The following is a 15,838-nucleotide window of genomic DNA, read 5'->3' on the forward strand; positions in this document are numbered from 1 at the left end:
AAACTGCATAATCAATTACATAAAAAAGATGAGGAAATAGATTTATTAAAAAAACTATATCGGAGTTTAAAATCAATAAAAAGAAACGATTAAAACAATCAAAATCTTAACTGAAAAATATTCTTTAAATAAACGAAAGATTTTTAAACTCCTCAATATTTCTAAATCAACATATTATTGCAATATAAAAAACCAACAAAATTAGAGTGTAAAGATGAAGCAAGATATCAAAAACTAATAAAAATGCAAAAAGAAAATTTCAATGCCCTAGGTACTAATTTAATAATGAAACATCAAAAATACGAACAATTAAATTCGCTTTTTACTACCGGAAAACCCGCTGGTAACTATATGTCCAAAGGAGTTATCAAACGAATTAAACAAAAATATGATATATATCCAAGTTTTTACAAAATAAAAAGAAAAATTAAATCTAAATCCAGTAATGATCAACCAATTTTTGTACACAATTATGAATTAAACCAATTAAATCATAATTTTAAAATTTATTAAAAAAATAAAATATGAGTATTAGATGTAACATTTATTATCCAAAAAACTACTAAGGAAATCTATTATAGCTGTTCTATTCAGAATCTATATGATAGAAAATTACGCCAAGTTATTTATTCAAAAAAGAATGATAGTAATTTAATAATAAACACAATTAAAAAAGCTATTAAGAAAAATAAAAAAGATCTAAATGGTTTACTCCTCCACCTAGATTAAGCAAGCGTACATACCTGCCAAAAAATAAAAAATCTTGCAATTCAAAAAGGAATTTCTTCAGATCAAGTAATTTATTATTGAATTAACCGTTACAAGCAAGATGGATTAGAAGGAATTACTCGTGAAAAAACTGAAACACAATTTTAGAAATAAAAACAATATTGTTCTTAAACATAAAATGTCTCCGATTAATATTGAAAATAATTTTACACATAATTCGCTTTAGCATCACCGATGCCTAAGAGCATAAATCTTTTAACACAGCTTCTGTTGGTGTTAAAAGATTTAAAAGATTAACTGGTCTGATATGTGTATGGTACCTTACATTTTTTTCTGGTTTTATCGCTATTGATAAGTGGTTAACTAATTAAATAAGCTAGTCGATCCAATTGCTGTTGTAATAATAATTCAAAACGGCAAAATAATAATTGACATTAAAGTTGATAATAATGTTACATTACTTGTTAATAAGGTTTCTTTTTTAAAATTAATTGAATATGCAACAATAACTGAAGCTGGTGGCGCCGCTAACATAATAACAATAATTGTTAATCCCATACTATTTATTGTTCAAGCCCCAGTTTCTTTGCCAATTACTGCTACAATCAATGTTATTGCTAATCCAATAACTGGGGCTACTAAAACCTTCATCATTGTTCCATATCATGTTTTAAAACTTTTTAAACTATCTTTTAATTTTCCTTTTGTTAAATTAATTCCAATTGCTAATCATGCTAACGGTGTACAAATTGCTTGTAATGTTACTAAGATTTTTTTGATTGGGGGAAAAGTATTATCTAATCGTAATGGTGAAAAATACTTCCCACTACCAATCGTACTTTGGTCAGGAACAACTGCAATTCCCGGAATCAATTGTGTTACTCAAAAAACAAACCCAATAATTGTTGCTAATAAAATGGGATTTAAGAGAATCTTTTTGGAATTAGTTTTAAACATCTTTCAACCATATTTACAGCGGTTCTTAAAGTTATTTTTAATAACAACTTTATCTTGTAAATAACCTTTATTGTCTTTCCCCATAATAATAAATCCTAGTGAATATAAAAAGACATGATACGGAACATTAAAAATATTTGAAGCAATTTTAGCATCAGGTCCTGGAAACAAGGCGGTTACAATTGGAATCCCAAAAAATGAAGTTGCAGCAAAAGTCATACTCATTGATAAAGCATCTTGGACATCACGATCATATTTAATATAAAAATATTTGGCAATAATTCCTAAAATAATATAAAATAAAAAACCACTTAATAAAACAGCCGCCTCTTGTTTAACATCTTCAACAGTAGCATCAGACATAAAGCCTTCAAAAACTAAAGCTGGTAAACCAATCACAACTAATATTTTAATAAAAATAACATCTCATTCTTGTTTTAGAGTTCCTTTTTTTGTCAAAAGTCACCCTAAAAATATAACAAAAATTGTGGCAATAATTGCACTTCAAAACCCTCATGCTGTTAATGTGTCAATAATTGCCTTACTAACTTTATTTTCAACCAATAATATTTGCATTATTAGCTCCATTTAGCATTTCTTTTAATTTTACCGCTTAAAAATAAAAATAAAAGTTATTTCTAACTTTTATTTTTATCATATTCGGTCTCTTTTTCTTCCGTAATTTTTACATTATTATTTCAATCTTTATACATAAAAAAGATAAACCCACCAAATAAAATGATGAATAAAACAATAATAATCACTAAAGTAATAATTAATCAACTAGCCATTTGTTATTTTGCTCCTTCATTCCCATAATTTGAAATTGCTTTTACTTGATATTTTCGTAAAACGGTAATCGATAAAAGACTAACTAACAGTGGAATTATAATTCCTAATAAAACTGCTAACACTGATAATCATCATAGTTTTGACAAACCTGAACTAATAAAGGCATAAAACATAAAGATAATATTAACAGCTAACAAAAATACTGTTACATATGAAACGGTAAACTTATATGTTTTACCAATTTTAATTCATGAGTGTTCATTATTATAAGCAATAACAAGTTTTAATTTTTTATAAATGTGGATAAATAAAATTAGTTCTGTTATCGCCATTAATAACATATTAACACTTCCCGCTAACGCTTGAAACGAATAAATCAACTGATTAGTATCCTTAAACATTAAAGTTAAACCAATCACTGCCATTAATAACATTAAGATTAAAATAACTTTCTTTTCATTAACCTTGTAATTTGAAAAAACACTATTAACAACAACTTCAAGCATTGCAATAATACTACTTAACCCGGCAAATAATAATGCTGTAAAAAATAAAATTCCTAAAAAATTACCAAACCCAACAATAGTGTGTTGGTTAATAACACTAAAGGTTTGGGGAAAAACATTAAAAATAAAACTAGCACCATCATTATTAGGAAATGCTTGATCAATTGCCTTAGCATAATCGTCAATTGATGTTAATCCTGGATATGTTTCATGGACCAATACTCCTGCTGAACCAAATACTAAAATTAAGGTCAATAACGAAATTGCCAACACTCCAAACGATAAAATATAAGCTTTATTAGCATTATCTTGTCGTTTCGAAGCAGCTCCAGCAAACAATAACATAAATCCCGAACCAACACAAACGGTAAAAACTCCTAACCCAAAAGCATCACTTCAAACTTGCACATTACCAAATGATGTTAAGGTCTTTTCTGTTGGCATTAGAACTGTCCCCAGTCCTGCTAAAGCCCCCGGAATTGTTAAAACATAAATTGCTAATACTAATAAAATCACAAATAAAACAGGAATAAAAATAACATTTGCTTTTTCAATTCCTTTTGCACGAAACATGACAATAACACCAGCCGTAATCACAATCACAACAAATGCTAAATACGCCATTCATTGAAAATTAACTGTTCCTGTTACACCAACACCACCAGCATTTAAAATATTATTATTGAATCATAATGGGGTGTTAATTAAATTTGTAAAATTTAATAACAAGGAAATTAAAACATAACCAATTAAAACCGTATAATAATTAGCTACAATAAACATAAATGCTGATTGAAACCAACCAATAAAACGACTTGCTGTTGGATTTTCTTCTTCAAAAATATTAACTAATGATTTTCGACGCATATTTCCAATATTAAACTCTAAAATCAATAATGGAATCGCACACGTCACAATTGCTAAAATATATAATACAAAAAAAGCTAAACCCCCATTTGCTTTTAATAAAGTGGGGAATCCTCAAACATTACCAAGTCCAATCGCTGCTCCTAATGTGGAAACAATAAAACCAAACTTACTAACATGCCTCTTTTTTTTCATACTTTTTTTCCTTTCTTAATATAATAATAAAAAATAATTATTAATAAAATTAACAATCACTCTTTTAAATGTCGCTCTTTTAATTAATAAAAGATAACAATTGCCTTATTTTACAATTTTTTTCTTATTAACAAATTATATGAACAATAATTATATAATGTTCCTAACCCAAAAACTAAACCAGAAACAGCAATAACCGCAATGACAAATCATACTGCCCCCGGAATGCCACCTTTTGATGCATGAATATTTAAGAAAAAATATTGATAGGGAAATGCTTTCCCCGCTTGTCAACGAAATTCACCACGAATCATATTAACAATTGCTCATGCAATTGGATAAAAATAAAGTTTTCAAAGATCTTGTCGTCAATAAACTTTTGTTATTGTAATATTATTTTGTCGTTCCATAAAGAATAAAAAATAGACAATCATTGCTATTGGACAAATAACATGTTGAATTGTTGAATATAACCAAGCTTTTCAAGTTTGAGGTTGATCAAATGGTAATAACATTAAATTAAAAATTAAAAAAGTAATACTAATATAAGTTGTAATTGCTAAAGTTAGTTTATAACCTAATCATTTGCTTTTTCCTTCATATTTAGGAAATAACCCTGCCCCAAGCAGTCAGGCAAACACTAACAGATTTGTTTGCATTGTAAAATAACTAAAATAATTAAAAGTATAATCACCTTTATCATTAATAAAGTTTTTTGTTGCTTCTGCTGTTCATGTCGGATTTTTCACATTAACAGTAATTCCATGAACATAACTTTCAATTAACGCCGCAAAGATACCACATCCAATTAATATTGCAAAAAATAATTTATAATAAACTCGTCAGTCCTTTCAAGTTTCTTTCTGGTAAAACATTTTAATCCTCCTTTTAAATATTTGAATTATTATATAATTAAAAAAATACTAATGCTACCTTTTAAGGCAAATTAGTATTTTTATTTTTTATTTATTTAGCTGGTTTTTGATAAACTGATGCTTTTGTTTTGTTTCGTCCAAATTTTTCAAACTTAACAATCCCATCAATTAAGGCAAATAAGGTATCATCCCCACCACGCCCAACATTTACTCCTGGGTGAACTTTTGTTCCGCGTTGACGATAAATTATTGATCCAGCTCGAATTGCTTGACCGTCAGCTCTTTTTGCTCCTAAACGTTTTGAATGTGAATCACGACCATTTTTAGTCGATCCTACTCCCTTTTTTGAAGCAAATAACTGTAAGCCTAATAAGAACTTCATCATTATTCTTCAACCTCCTTTACACTAATAAATTCTTGGTATTGCTGATAAATTGTTAAAAATTGATAATACAGTGTTTGCAAAATAACTTGTAAATCAGAACTATTTTCTTTTACTATGATAGTAATTAATCCTTCATTAATCACAAACTCACAACTATTTGGTTTAATTTGATCAATTGCGTTTAAACCGCCTGTTGCAATTCCCGTTATTGCCGCACAAACAAGGTCTTTACCATATTCACCCGCTTGTGCATGACCAGTAATTTCAATTTTTGTAAATTTTTGTTCAGTTTTATTAATTATAATTTTAATCATAATTATTTATCATTTTTTTCTGTTTTTGTTACTGGTTTTTTTGTTGATGCTGTTGTTGAAGTTTTTGTGGCAGGTTTTGCCGCCGGTGTTGATTTTACTGTTGCAGGTTTTGCAACTGGTTTACTTGCAGTTGGTTTTGCCACAGGTTTTTGTTCAACACTTGTTGCAGGTTTTGCTGCTGATGCTGGTTTAACCTCTGGTTTAGCCGTTGCTAGTTTACTTTCTGCTACAGCAGGTTTTGCTGCTCCTGACAATAAAATTTGGTCAATTTTAATTTTTGTATATGGTTGACGATGACCATATTTCTTATGTTGTGTTTTCTTTGGTTTATAATGAAACACAACAATTTTCTTTTGTTTTCCTTGTTTTAAAATTGTCCCCGTTACTGATGCCCCTTTTAAAAAGGGTGTTCCTACTTTTCCATCAATCATTAGAACTTCGGTAAAATTAACTTTTTCACCTTCGTTACCGTTTAACATTTCAACAAATATTTCATCACCTTGAGAAACACGTAATTGTTTCCCTCCAGTTTTAATTATTGCAAACATTTTTACACCTCCAGTTTAGACTCGCCTTGTAAGTAGATAAGTATTACATATCCTTTAGGTACTTAAAAGTCAAAGAGCGGTTGAAACTGAAACAACCATAATTAATTATATCGTTATCTTAAAAAAATTCAATAAATTTTTTAATTTTTAATTAAGTAATCTTAAAAAATGTATTTACAGTATCTGACATTTATCTAGATATTTATGGGTTAAACAAAAACATACTGAAAAAGCAATTCTTATTGCTTTTTATAATTAAAAAGAAAAGAACACTATGATATGGAAACCAATATATCAATTAATATTTAATACATATCAAAAATTCTGAATAAATGCCTTATTACAGTTATATATTCAAAATTTTTAGGAAAAAAATAAGTATTAAATGTAAAATCTTATAATAATTTTAAAACTTTTTTAAATTCAAAGCGTTTCAATACACAAATTAGAAAAAACAACCACAGATTCAATTTAGTATAAAAAATAGTATTTACAATACTATTTATCTGCTAATTTTTTTAAACTTGTAACTAATGATGGATTTTCCATAATATCATTTTTTCATTCAGAAAACTTTTGTGATGCTGTATTATAATTAATTTTATTTTTTTCTCTATTTTTCATATTTGCACCCACTTTATTATTAATCTATATACCTAGTATATGATAAAGTTATGAATTTGTCAATAGTTTTACTTATTCGCTTCAACAGTTTATTTTCTTTTTCTTTTTCAATTGTGAAAGTCTCTACTATACTTACCATTAGTTCTTCTCAATATTCCATATAGTCTTTTTCAGTTACATTAGTATGCATAAAGAAAAGACCACAAAACTTTAAAAATAAAACACCAACTATTAAAGCTGTCCGTTTATTACCATTTTTAAATTTATGTCTACATGCAAAAGCAAATAATAGTTCAGAAGTCAAATCCAAAATAGTTAAATAATCTGCTGAGTAACTTCATTTTGCAACTAATGAACTGATGGTTGCTGTAACCGCTCCTTCTTGAACTTCCCCATATAAACCTTCATCTTTAATTTGCTGTGCTAATTCATGAGCCTCAAATACTAATTGAATTAAAAAATCTTTAAATTCTTCATTAAAATCTAATTTTTGTCATTTTACTTTTATTAAATATGGACCATAGTTTGTTTCGTGAATCAATTTTATATTAGTGTCTTTTATAGTTCAAGCATAACAATGATCATGATTTTTTATATCATCTATTTCTGTTTTTGCAGAACATTTAACTCCCGCTTTTTCATCATTACAATATAAATTTGGTGTTTTTGTAAAAGCAGAATTAAAAGTTTTAACATCATTTTTACTTATATATATTCAATGGTAATATTTTTTTAAACTCATATGCTATACTCCTTAATATATTTTTTATTATGACTCCATTCTAAATCTATATAGATATGTTCCATAAAATAATATATCATACAAATTTTGATACATTTTTGAATCAGAAATATTAGTTAGTATTTATTTCATTAAGCCTTGCGTTTCTAATAGACCGGCCTAAATCTAAATAAGGCAATTCATCTAAATTACCATATAGTATTTCTAAAAAACTTTCTTATTCAAGTAACTCTATTTACTATATAGGCTTTTTGATCATAGATATTTGATGTTTTTACTTTTAAATATTTTAATTCTATATCTTAAATAGAAAATAATGTCCTCCTATAATTTTTATAAAACAGAATTTGCAATTGCTTTTCTTTAAGAATTTTATTAATTATTGCTATTATCTCCTCTAAATATTATTTTATCTTTGGTATTTAATAATCTTCTAATATTATTCTTTAATGCATCAAGAAAAATTTTAAATTTATTTAAAACCAATTATATAAAAGGAGTTGTTGAATTACCATAATATTTTTTAATTAAAAAGACTAAAATAGCAGTCAAACACTTACCTACGACAAGATGTAATAACGGTGCTAACCATATTGGTTTTAAGTTAGTGAAACTATCATTTTTAAGACCAATTTAAAAATTTTCAACTGTGAAAAAACTTAGATTATTTGTTAAAAAAGGTGTAAAACCAATAAATTCTAAATGATAATCATTAATAATTAAAGGTAACAAACTCATATTTTGTAATACCAAATGGAACCCAAAAAAGATATTTTTTTCTGTGTTTGTTCATTAACTTGATTTGCTAAAAAGTTATAATTATAGTTATCAAATAAACTAATATTATTAAAGAGCAAGTTTGATGGTAAAAGATTTATATTTACTTCTGTTTCAAATAAATCTCGATAAAGATAAGCTAACGAATATTGTGAATAGATGTTATGACTTGTTTCAAAAATAATTTGTTTAAAATGATTATTTGTTCTAATAACACTAAAAATTAAATAATCCAAACTAATAATGTTTTTACTAAAATCTTCTTGCTTTCACACGGGATTTAACATTAACTGCAAATTATATAAATAAATATAAAAATCATCATTTATCGTTACCCTTTTATCATTTGCACTAGTCGTCATAGAAACATCATTAACCCCAAAAATTTGTTGCGAAGCGTATAATTTATTATTTTTAAATTCATTAGCAATTGTTGTTGTTAACTGATTTTTTTCCTTTAAAAAAGTAATCACTTTTGAATTCAATTGTTGACGATCATTTTTGGTAAAAATTTGATACAGTTCTTGATAATTTTAATCCTCTTGTAATTTTTTAGTTAAGACATAATTATCTCTTAGTCTTGTAAAATTCAGATTTTGACCATGACCAATCAATAATAAACCATAGAGACCTAAAAACTATAAATTCCAACTATTATACTAATAAAAAAAACAGCCAATATTTCTAAACTTTCAATGTAATATTAATAAGATAAAAAACATTGGTACTATAAAAATAATTAAACTAAGAAGAGCCACCCCATAGACCTTTAAATTAATAACAGCACGATCAAGGTTAAAAAAGAAGGCACCAACAGAAAATAAAATAACTAATAAATATATTAAAAGAATTAATAAAAACAAAATAAATTTTTGATAAAGAATTTTAAGTGGTTTTAAAGATGCTTGTTTTCAAAAAACTATATAATCTTCATTTTTAATAAAGTCACTATTAAAATGTAAAAATCAAGCAGCCATTATTGTTGGAAAAAAGAAAACAATAAATGGATATCAAAATACATAAATTAGTGAATGATGAAAAACTATTAGTTGAGAACAAATACTAAAAATTAACGAATAAATAAAACTTAATAAAATTAATATTCATAATGAGAACTTTTTTATTAATGTTTTTATTTCATATTTAAAAATCATCCCTCTTTTCCTCCCTTATTAATTTAAAAGTTGATTAATTGCCTTTGCTAAAATATTTTCTGGTTCATTAAAATTTCTAATAATTGTTCGTCATCTATCAATTATTTTTATTGTTCTTCTTCCACTTTGATTACCACTAGGAGTAATATCAATATATTCATATCTTTTACTTGTAACGTCCTCAAAAACATAGTTAAACTGAATTTCCTCAAGTTTTTTCATATAACTGTGCTAATTATCTTTTTAAAAACAACCCCATTAATATTAAATTGTAATGCAATTTATTAACCTAGTACTAGTTTTTTCAAAATGATGTAAATTATAGTTTTAATTATTATTTTTATTATTTGGTAAAAGGCCTCTATGGTTATATTTTATCATAAAAGACATCCTTACCTTATGTATAAAAAAACCAAAAAAAATTAATTCTTTTAAAAATTTTTTTTAACTTAATTTTAACCAAAACTAATAATTTAGTGGAAGTTTAGAAAAAACACGATATAATATATATAACTTAAGGTGGATGAAAAGATGAAGCGAAAAAAGTATCGACAGAACCCGAAAATTAAGCGAATGTTTCGAATTAAGGGGGAGTACGAGGCAACAAAATTAGCACAAAATTTTGTTCGTTATATGACTAACCCTTTTCAAGATAAACGCATTCGAAATGAATTAATTGATACTGAAAACGAAATATATATGACTGATATTAGCAATGATAGTGACAAAACTTATACTGTTGCTATTAGTACCCAACTAGATTATCAAGAAGATGCTGAACGTGTTAAAGAATTAGTAAAAGACTATGTTGACAATGATTTGGATTTTTTGTGATATACCATTGGAGAACAAATTGATGAAAAAGAACAAGCTTTTTTTGAATCACTTGGTTTTGTCCAAAATGAAGTTTTAGTTGGAATGGTGCTTGATTTGACAAAATGAAAAAAACATAAAATGAAAGTTGATAAAAGTATTAAATTTCGTCGCGTTAACGACAACAAGCGTTTAACTGATTTTAGCAAAATTTTAGAAAGCGCCATGGGGCCAAAAAGTTGGGACTATGCCTTTTATAAAACATTATTAAAACTAAACAAAGATAAAGATATCGCTGAAATTGATTTATTATATAAAAATGATGTTCCCGCCGCAACAGGAAACATTTATTTTGAAAAAGACATTGCAATTATTGATGACATTTCAACACATCAAAATTTTCGTCGTCAAGGATTAGCAAAACTGATGATGAATCATTTAATTAATCGTGTTTATAGCCAAGACTATGATTTAGTAGGTTTAATTGCGACACCGGAAGGATATAATGTTTATCGCAAATTAGGGTTTCGACCAATTAATTTATATTTAAGTGAATATGTTACAAAAACAAAAGGAAATGATTTGAGTCAAATTGCTACCAAAATTAGTAAAGGTAAAATTAAAAATATTCAAACCGTTCAACAATCAACAGTTAATTATATGGTTAATAATTTGACTTGTAAAAAATGTAATAATGAAATCCTTGATCAAAAATACTTGATGGCCATTACCCCTTTAAATGACTTTGTTATTAATAATTATCATCAAAATTGTTATAGTTTTTCTTCAAAAGATAAATGGGTGCTACTTATTGAAAAAAATAATGATGAAATAAAATAAGAATTAGGAACCAACCTAATTCTTATTTTTTTTATGTGTTAATTTTAAACCTTTTTTTAATTGTAAATCCGTTTGGTACTCATTAAAATATGGATCTGGTTCATCAACTAATTTAGTATGATATTTTTTTCAATAATAAACTAAAATTGGAATAATAATTGCGGCTGCAATTAAATCGTTTAAACCAATGAAAACATAATAGAAAATTGGATTACCAGTTGCTTGACTAACACCATATCCAATACCAATTAAAGGCAAAATAACAATAATTGAACGTAAACTACTTGTAAAAGTTGCTAAGATTGAACGATTAATTCCTTGAAATAATGTTAAAGCAATATAAGTTAATGAACAAAATGGATATGTCATAAAGTTTAAAACAATTCATCAACGATATTTAGTTGCATATTCTGAGGGAAAGGCAAAAAGCATCATCATATTTTTCCCAAATAGAATAAAAACCAATAACATTAAACAAAATCAAATAATAATCAATAAACTAACGCGCTTTAAAACTTCTCAAATCCGCGCATTTTTCTTCGCCCCATAATTATAGGCAATAATACTCCGTGCCCCTTGGGTGACCCCAACCCCAGCCGATAAAACTAATGTCATTCATGGCACAATTGAAGAATAAAGTTCTTGTAAGACCGATACCCCATTATGATAATCCTGATTTGGCAGCTGCACAACTAAGGAAGTTGCAACATATGATGTCACCACTAAAGCAGCATTATTAATAAAGTTTGGTAAACCTGCTTTAGCAAAATCAGCAACATTTTTACCTTCAATATGAAATAAATCACTTCAATAAAATTTCGAATAACTATTTTTTGTTTTAAAAACAATAATTAATCCTCATATTACTTGCACTGTTCAAGCAAAAACTGTTCCTAACATTGCCCCAGACATTCCTAAATGACAAACTTTCATAAAGAAAGTTGCCGCAGCAGCATTAATAACAATTGAACTTAAAATCATTACTGTTACTCATTTCATTCGTCCTTCACTACGAATTAATGACATAAAATAATAACTCAAAAACATCATTGGGGCAGCTGCTAACATTGGAAATGAATATTCCCAACACAAACGCTCTGTAATCGGGTTATAATAATTTCCCATTTGCGAAGTAATAAAGACAGCATTTCATCCTGGAAACACAATACAAAAAATGACAAATGCAACTATTATTGAAAAAAGCACCGTTGTTGAAAAACCATTTCCAGCAATCCGACGCATTTTTGGAATATCGCGTTGACCATAGGCAATTGAAAAATTCATGGCACACCCCATACCAACCATAACACTAAATGATCATTGTAAATTATATGTTTGAGAAGCATATTGTGTGGCAACATTAATAAACGAACGCATATCAGCTAATGGAACAACTGAAACTGTAACTCCTTTTAACTTATTATAAGCATCAATATAAAACTGATCATGAATTGCATCGGGAGCAGCAAACGATAAAGCCAATGTTTTGTCAATAATATTATATAGTCCTTGGACAATCATTAAAAAAACTGTTGGAATACAAAAATAAGCAATTGCTTTTCATGGTTGTTCAAATCGCAATTTCTTCTCACGAACCGTCAAAACTTCTGACAATTTAATCCCCCTCCTACAAACAACAAAAAAACCTTACTAAGTAAAGTAATTTCTAAAACTATACCTATAATCCTTTTTATATTATAGCTCAAAAAAAATAATTTATTAAGGTTTTTTAAGAAAATATCTCTTTAATTAATTGCTTAATGCACTTGCTTTCCCAAAGTTTTTATTAACTGAAAAGACAACACGGTCATAAATTTCAGTAATATTTGTTACAAATGGTTTAATTGTAATTAAAATTACTTTTTGTTCAAAAGCATGATGTGCAATTTGTTTAATTTGCTCATTATTTTTTTCCAAATGTAAAATTAATGAATCTTCTAATTTTTCAATAATTGGAATATTTAGTTTTTTTACTACTGCTTCAAGATTATTTAACATTGGTTGTTCCATTACTGTAAACTGATAATAATTTTGACTAGAATTAATAACCTCTCCAGAAAAAACAACTTTCCCATAATTTAAAATGGTAATTTCATCAGCAAGATCTTGTAATTCTGTTAAAATATGCGAACAAATTAAAATTGTTTTGCCTTGATTCTTAACACGGATCAAATCATTAAATAATTCTTGTCGTGCCGTTGGGTCTAAATTAGCCGCAGGTTCATCTAAAATCAACACTTTTGGATCAGCAATTAAAGCTTGTGCTAATAAGACCTTTTTCTTCATCCCTGATGAAAAAGTATTAGGATTTTTACTACGGAATTTCCATAAATTTAAATTCTCTAGAATTTTTTTGGCTTTTACTTTAGCATCTTTAAATGGAATATCACGTAAATAACTCATTTCAACTAAGTACTGATAAACATTTAAATGTTTTGGAAACCGAGCATTTTCAGGAATATATCCAATAATTTTTTTTGCGGCTGAAGAATTAGCTTTTAACCCATCAATACTGAAATTACCAACGGTTGGAATAATTGCCCCAATTAACGATTTAATTGTTGTTGTTTTTCCACTTCCATTAGGCCCAATAAAACCATGAATTTTTCCTTTGGCAACCTTCATATCAATGTTATCAACAGCAACAAACTTTTTAAATTTTTTGGTAAATCCAAGAATTTCAATCGCTAAATTAGGATTTGGTGTAAAATCATTTTTCTTTGTTTTCATAACTATACAAAATCCTTTCTTGTAATTCATCATAACGTTATCGCTGCTAATCCCGCCGTTACTAATAAATAACCAATATACATTCCTGTTGTGTTAGTTAAAGTTACTGGTTTATTAAAATCAGCGATTAAGAAATAGTTTGTTTGTGGTGCCTTATTATTAACCTTGTATTCAATATCATTAACTTTTGCTTCTAAATAATTGTTTACTGGTAGTAACATTGATGACACAATATCGTTTTGCCCCGCAAGACTTCCGCGGGCATCCCCTGTCCACATAACAACTCATTGTTGTCAAATATTTAAGTAAGCCATTAATTTATATTGATTTGAAGCTTTTTTAATATTTGATAATTCTGATGTAGCTTTAGTATTATCATCGAAAATATCACCAGAATATGTTCCTTGACCCATTCAATGATACATTTGTGAAATAAATTGATAATATAGCGACATTACAGGGTCATTAAGATATACATTTTGGCTATATAAATTGTTTCTTAAAAACTTATCTAAATCAGGGTAAAAAGTTTTAAAACTATTGCGACTAGCAGCTGATAAAGATCTGTCAATAGTTCATACTATTTCATTCGGCGAAATAGGATTATTTGAAGTAAAACTATATTTAGAATCATAACCAAGAATTGTTGGTATAAAGACATGTTTATCATACATTGTTTTTATAATTTTATAAACTTGTTTTAATTCAGGAGTTTTTAACTTATTTTCATCTAACTCATTTATATTAATAGTCCCTGATGATGGTTTTGCTGATGAAATAATAAGTGGTTTATTATCAGATACTTCTTGATAAAATTGTCCTAAAAGATTAATTCCTTTATCCGTATTATTTAAAAATTCGACTTTATCAGGACCATTTTCATACTCAGTAAATGGTGTTGGATTATAACCATCCGCCTCTAAAACATAGTTGTTAAGTAACTTTGCTAAAAGTGGATAATTTGTTGGAGTTTTCTTAACCTCTGCTACAAATTGTTCTCAATTAATAGTTCCGCCTCCAGCAGATGTTACTGCATTTTGAATTGCAGCATCAATATTTGCACCTAACTTAGTAAAATCAAATTGACCAGCGTTTCTGCTTCATAAACTGCTTCCCATAGAATTATCACGTTGTAATTTATTGCCACTATATATTCAAACTGGCCATCCAGTTGGATCAAGGATATTATGATATGTTTTAATAAGTTCAGAATCATTAAATTTAACCGGACTTTTTGCTAAATCTGTTGTCTGTACTAAATATGATGAAGCTTTATCAGAAAATTTACTTGTATTATAAATAAATGGAATCATTGCCCCAATTACAGTTAAAAAACCAATTGTAAATAAAATTCCAATAACTCCTTTTGAATTTAAACCTAATGAGATTAAAATGGCAATTGTGCTTAAAAATAATTGTAAAATAAAACTTGTTAAAATCATGAAATTAACTTTACTTAAAATTACTTTTCCTATAGCAAATCCTTTTGCTCCCATTCCCAAAGAAATTAAAGGGGGTCCTAATAAAATTATTATTGAATATAATAAACATAAAAATTGTAATGCCAATCATTTTTCAATAATCATTCTTGTCCGTGAAATTGGAATCGATGAAAAAATTAATAATGTTCCATCATCAATTTCATCCCGAATTATTTGCACAGCTTTAAAACCAATAAACATTGATGTTAAACCAAAGTATAACATATATCAAATTCATAAATAAATGGTAGATGTTGCTTTTGCTGCCTCACTATAATCACCACTAAGATTATCAGCCATCCCTATTGCCAATGAAATAATAATCATTAATCCTATTACAAATGTTAAAACAAACATTACATATGTTGATGGTGCTTTTAACATTTTAATTAAAGTATAACGAAACATTTTTACTGAAAAAAATGAACTAATTTTTTTATTTAAATTTGTTTTCTTCTTAATGCTCGTTACCTTTGTTGCCTCATTATGAGCCATATTTTTCCTCCTAT

16 protein-coding genes and 1 pseudogene are annotated in these 15,838 nt (G+C 27.2%); 2 read left to right on the forward strand and 15 right to left on the reverse strand.

Features of this window, described 5'->3' with window-relative positions:
* Window positions 1-177: 177 nt before the first annotated feature.
* Entirely contained in the window at window positions 178-513 is a 336-nt protein-coding gene (locus tag E7Y35_RS02245; protein ID WP_283272722.1) for a hypothetical protein, read from the forward strand.
* A gap of 579 nt (window positions 514-1,092) precedes the next feature.
* Here E7Y35_RS02245 and E7Y35_RS02250 read toward each other — a convergent pair.
* From E7Y35_RS02250 to E7Y35_RS02305, 12 genes and pseudogenes are all read right to left on the reverse strand, one after another.
* Window positions 1,093-2,262, reverse strand: a complete 1,170-nt coding sequence (locus E7Y35_RS02250) for an AEC family transporter (RefSeq protein WP_283272723.1) — start codon at window positions 2,260-2,262, stop codon at window positions 1,093-1,095.
* 62 nt (window positions 2,263-2,324) lie between these two features.
* Window positions 2,325-2,477: a hypothetical protein gene (locus E7Y35_RS02255; protein WP_283272724.1), complete on the reverse strand. Its 153-nt coding sequence runs from the start codon at window positions 2,475-2,477 to the stop codon at window positions 2,325-2,327.
* A 3-nt stretch (window positions 2,478-2,480) separates the two neighbouring features.
* Window positions 2,481-4,046 carry a sodium-dependent transporter gene (locus E7Y35_RS02260; protein WP_283272725.1) on the reverse strand — a complete coding sequence of 522 codons (1,566 nt, stop codon included), beginning with the start codon at window positions 4,044-4,046 and terminating at the stop codon, window positions 2,481-2,483.
* A gap of 110 nt (window positions 4,047-4,156) precedes the next feature.
* On the reverse strand, window positions 4,157-4,921 hold the full coding sequence (locus tag E7Y35_RS02265; RefSeq protein WP_283272726.1) for a Pr6Pr family membrane protein: 765 nt from the start codon (window positions 4,919-4,921) through the stop codon (window positions 4,157-4,159).
* Window positions 4,922-5,012: 91 nt separating this feature from the next.
* Window positions 5,013-5,303 (reverse strand): 50S ribosomal protein L27, encoded by a 291-nt coding sequence (gene rpmA, locus E7Y35_RS02270; RefSeq protein ID WP_349306605.1) that lies wholly within the window; start codon window positions 5,301-5,303, stop codon window positions 5,013-5,015.
* Window positions 5,304-5,305: 2 nt separating this feature from the next.
* Window positions 5,306-5,620 carry a ribosomal-processing cysteine protease Prp gene (locus E7Y35_RS02275; protein ID WP_283272728.1) on the reverse strand — a complete coding sequence of 105 codons (315 nt, stop codon included), beginning with the start codon at window positions 5,618-5,620 and terminating at the stop codon, window positions 5,306-5,308.
* 257 nt (window positions 5,621-5,877) lie between these two features.
* Window positions 5,878-6,168 (reverse strand): annotated as a pseudogene (rplU, locus tag E7Y35_RS02280) (50S ribosomal protein L21); the annotation flags it as partial.
* Between the two features lie 498 nt (window positions 6,169-6,666).
* Window positions 6,667-6,792: a hypothetical protein gene (locus E7Y35_RS02285; protein WP_283272729.1), complete on the reverse strand. Its 126-nt coding sequence runs from the start codon at window positions 6,790-6,792 to the stop codon at window positions 6,667-6,669.
* A gap of 19 nt (window positions 6,793-6,811) precedes the next feature.
* Window positions 6,812-7,534: a Fic family protein gene (locus E7Y35_RS02290; protein ID WP_283272730.1), complete on the reverse strand. Its 723-nt coding sequence runs from the start codon at window positions 7,532-7,534 to the stop codon at window positions 6,812-6,814.
* Window positions 7,535-8,253: 719 nt separating this feature from the next.
* On the reverse strand, window positions 8,254-8,796 hold the full coding sequence (locus tag E7Y35_RS02295) for a hypothetical protein (RefSeq protein ID WP_283272731.1): 543 nt from the start codon (window positions 8,794-8,796) through the stop codon (window positions 8,254-8,256).
* Window positions 8,797-8,970: 174 nt separating this feature from the next.
* Window positions 8,971-9,465 carry a hypothetical protein gene (locus E7Y35_RS02300; protein WP_283272732.1) on the reverse strand — a complete coding sequence of 165 codons (495 nt, stop codon included), beginning with the start codon at window positions 9,463-9,465 and terminating at the stop codon, window positions 8,971-8,973.
* A gap of 18 nt (window positions 9,466-9,483) precedes the next feature.
* On the reverse strand, window positions 9,484-9,687 hold the full coding sequence (locus E7Y35_RS02305) for a hypothetical protein (RefSeq protein ID WP_283272733.1): 204 nt from the start codon (window positions 9,685-9,687) through the stop codon (window positions 9,484-9,486).
* A gap of 309 nt (window positions 9,688-9,996) precedes the next feature.
* On the opposite strand from E7Y35_RS02305, the gene E7Y35_RS02310 reads away from it, so the two are divergent.
* Window positions 9,997-11,118 carry a GNAT family N-acetyltransferase gene (locus E7Y35_RS02310; RefSeq protein WP_283272734.1) on the forward strand — a complete coding sequence of 374 codons (1,122 nt, stop codon included), beginning with the start codon at window positions 9,997-9,999 and terminating at the stop codon, window positions 11,116-11,118.
* Between the two features lie 15 nt (window positions 11,119-11,133).
* Here the strand turns inward: E7Y35_RS02310 and E7Y35_RS02315 are convergent, their stop codons facing one another.
* The 3 genes from E7Y35_RS02315 to E7Y35_RS02325 form a co-directional block, all read right to left on the reverse strand.
* Window positions 11,134-12,732, reverse strand: coding sequence for an MATE family efflux transporter (locus E7Y35_RS02315; RefSeq protein ID WP_283272735.1), 1,599 nt, complete (start codon window positions 12,730-12,732; stop codon window positions 11,134-11,136).
* Window positions 12,733-12,867: 135 nt separating this feature from the next.
* Window positions 12,868-13,848 (reverse strand): ABC transporter ATP-binding protein, encoded by a 981-nt coding sequence (locus E7Y35_RS02320; protein ID WP_283272736.1) that lies wholly within the window; start codon window positions 13,846-13,848, stop codon window positions 12,868-12,870.
* A 2-nt stretch (window positions 13,849-13,850) separates the two neighbouring features.
* Window positions 13,851-15,824 carry an ABC transporter permease gene (locus tag E7Y35_RS02325; protein WP_283272737.1) on the reverse strand — a complete coding sequence of 658 codons (1,974 nt, stop codon included), beginning with the start codon at window positions 15,822-15,824 and terminating at the stop codon, window positions 13,851-13,853.
* Between the last annotated feature and the right edge of the window lie 14 nt (window positions 15,825-15,838).

Origin of the sequence: Spiroplasma sp. SV19 (genome assembly GCF_030060925.1) — a bacterium.
Taxonomy (GTDB): Bacteria; Bacillota_I; Bacilli_A; order Mycoplasmatales; family Mycoplasmataceae; genus Spiroplasma.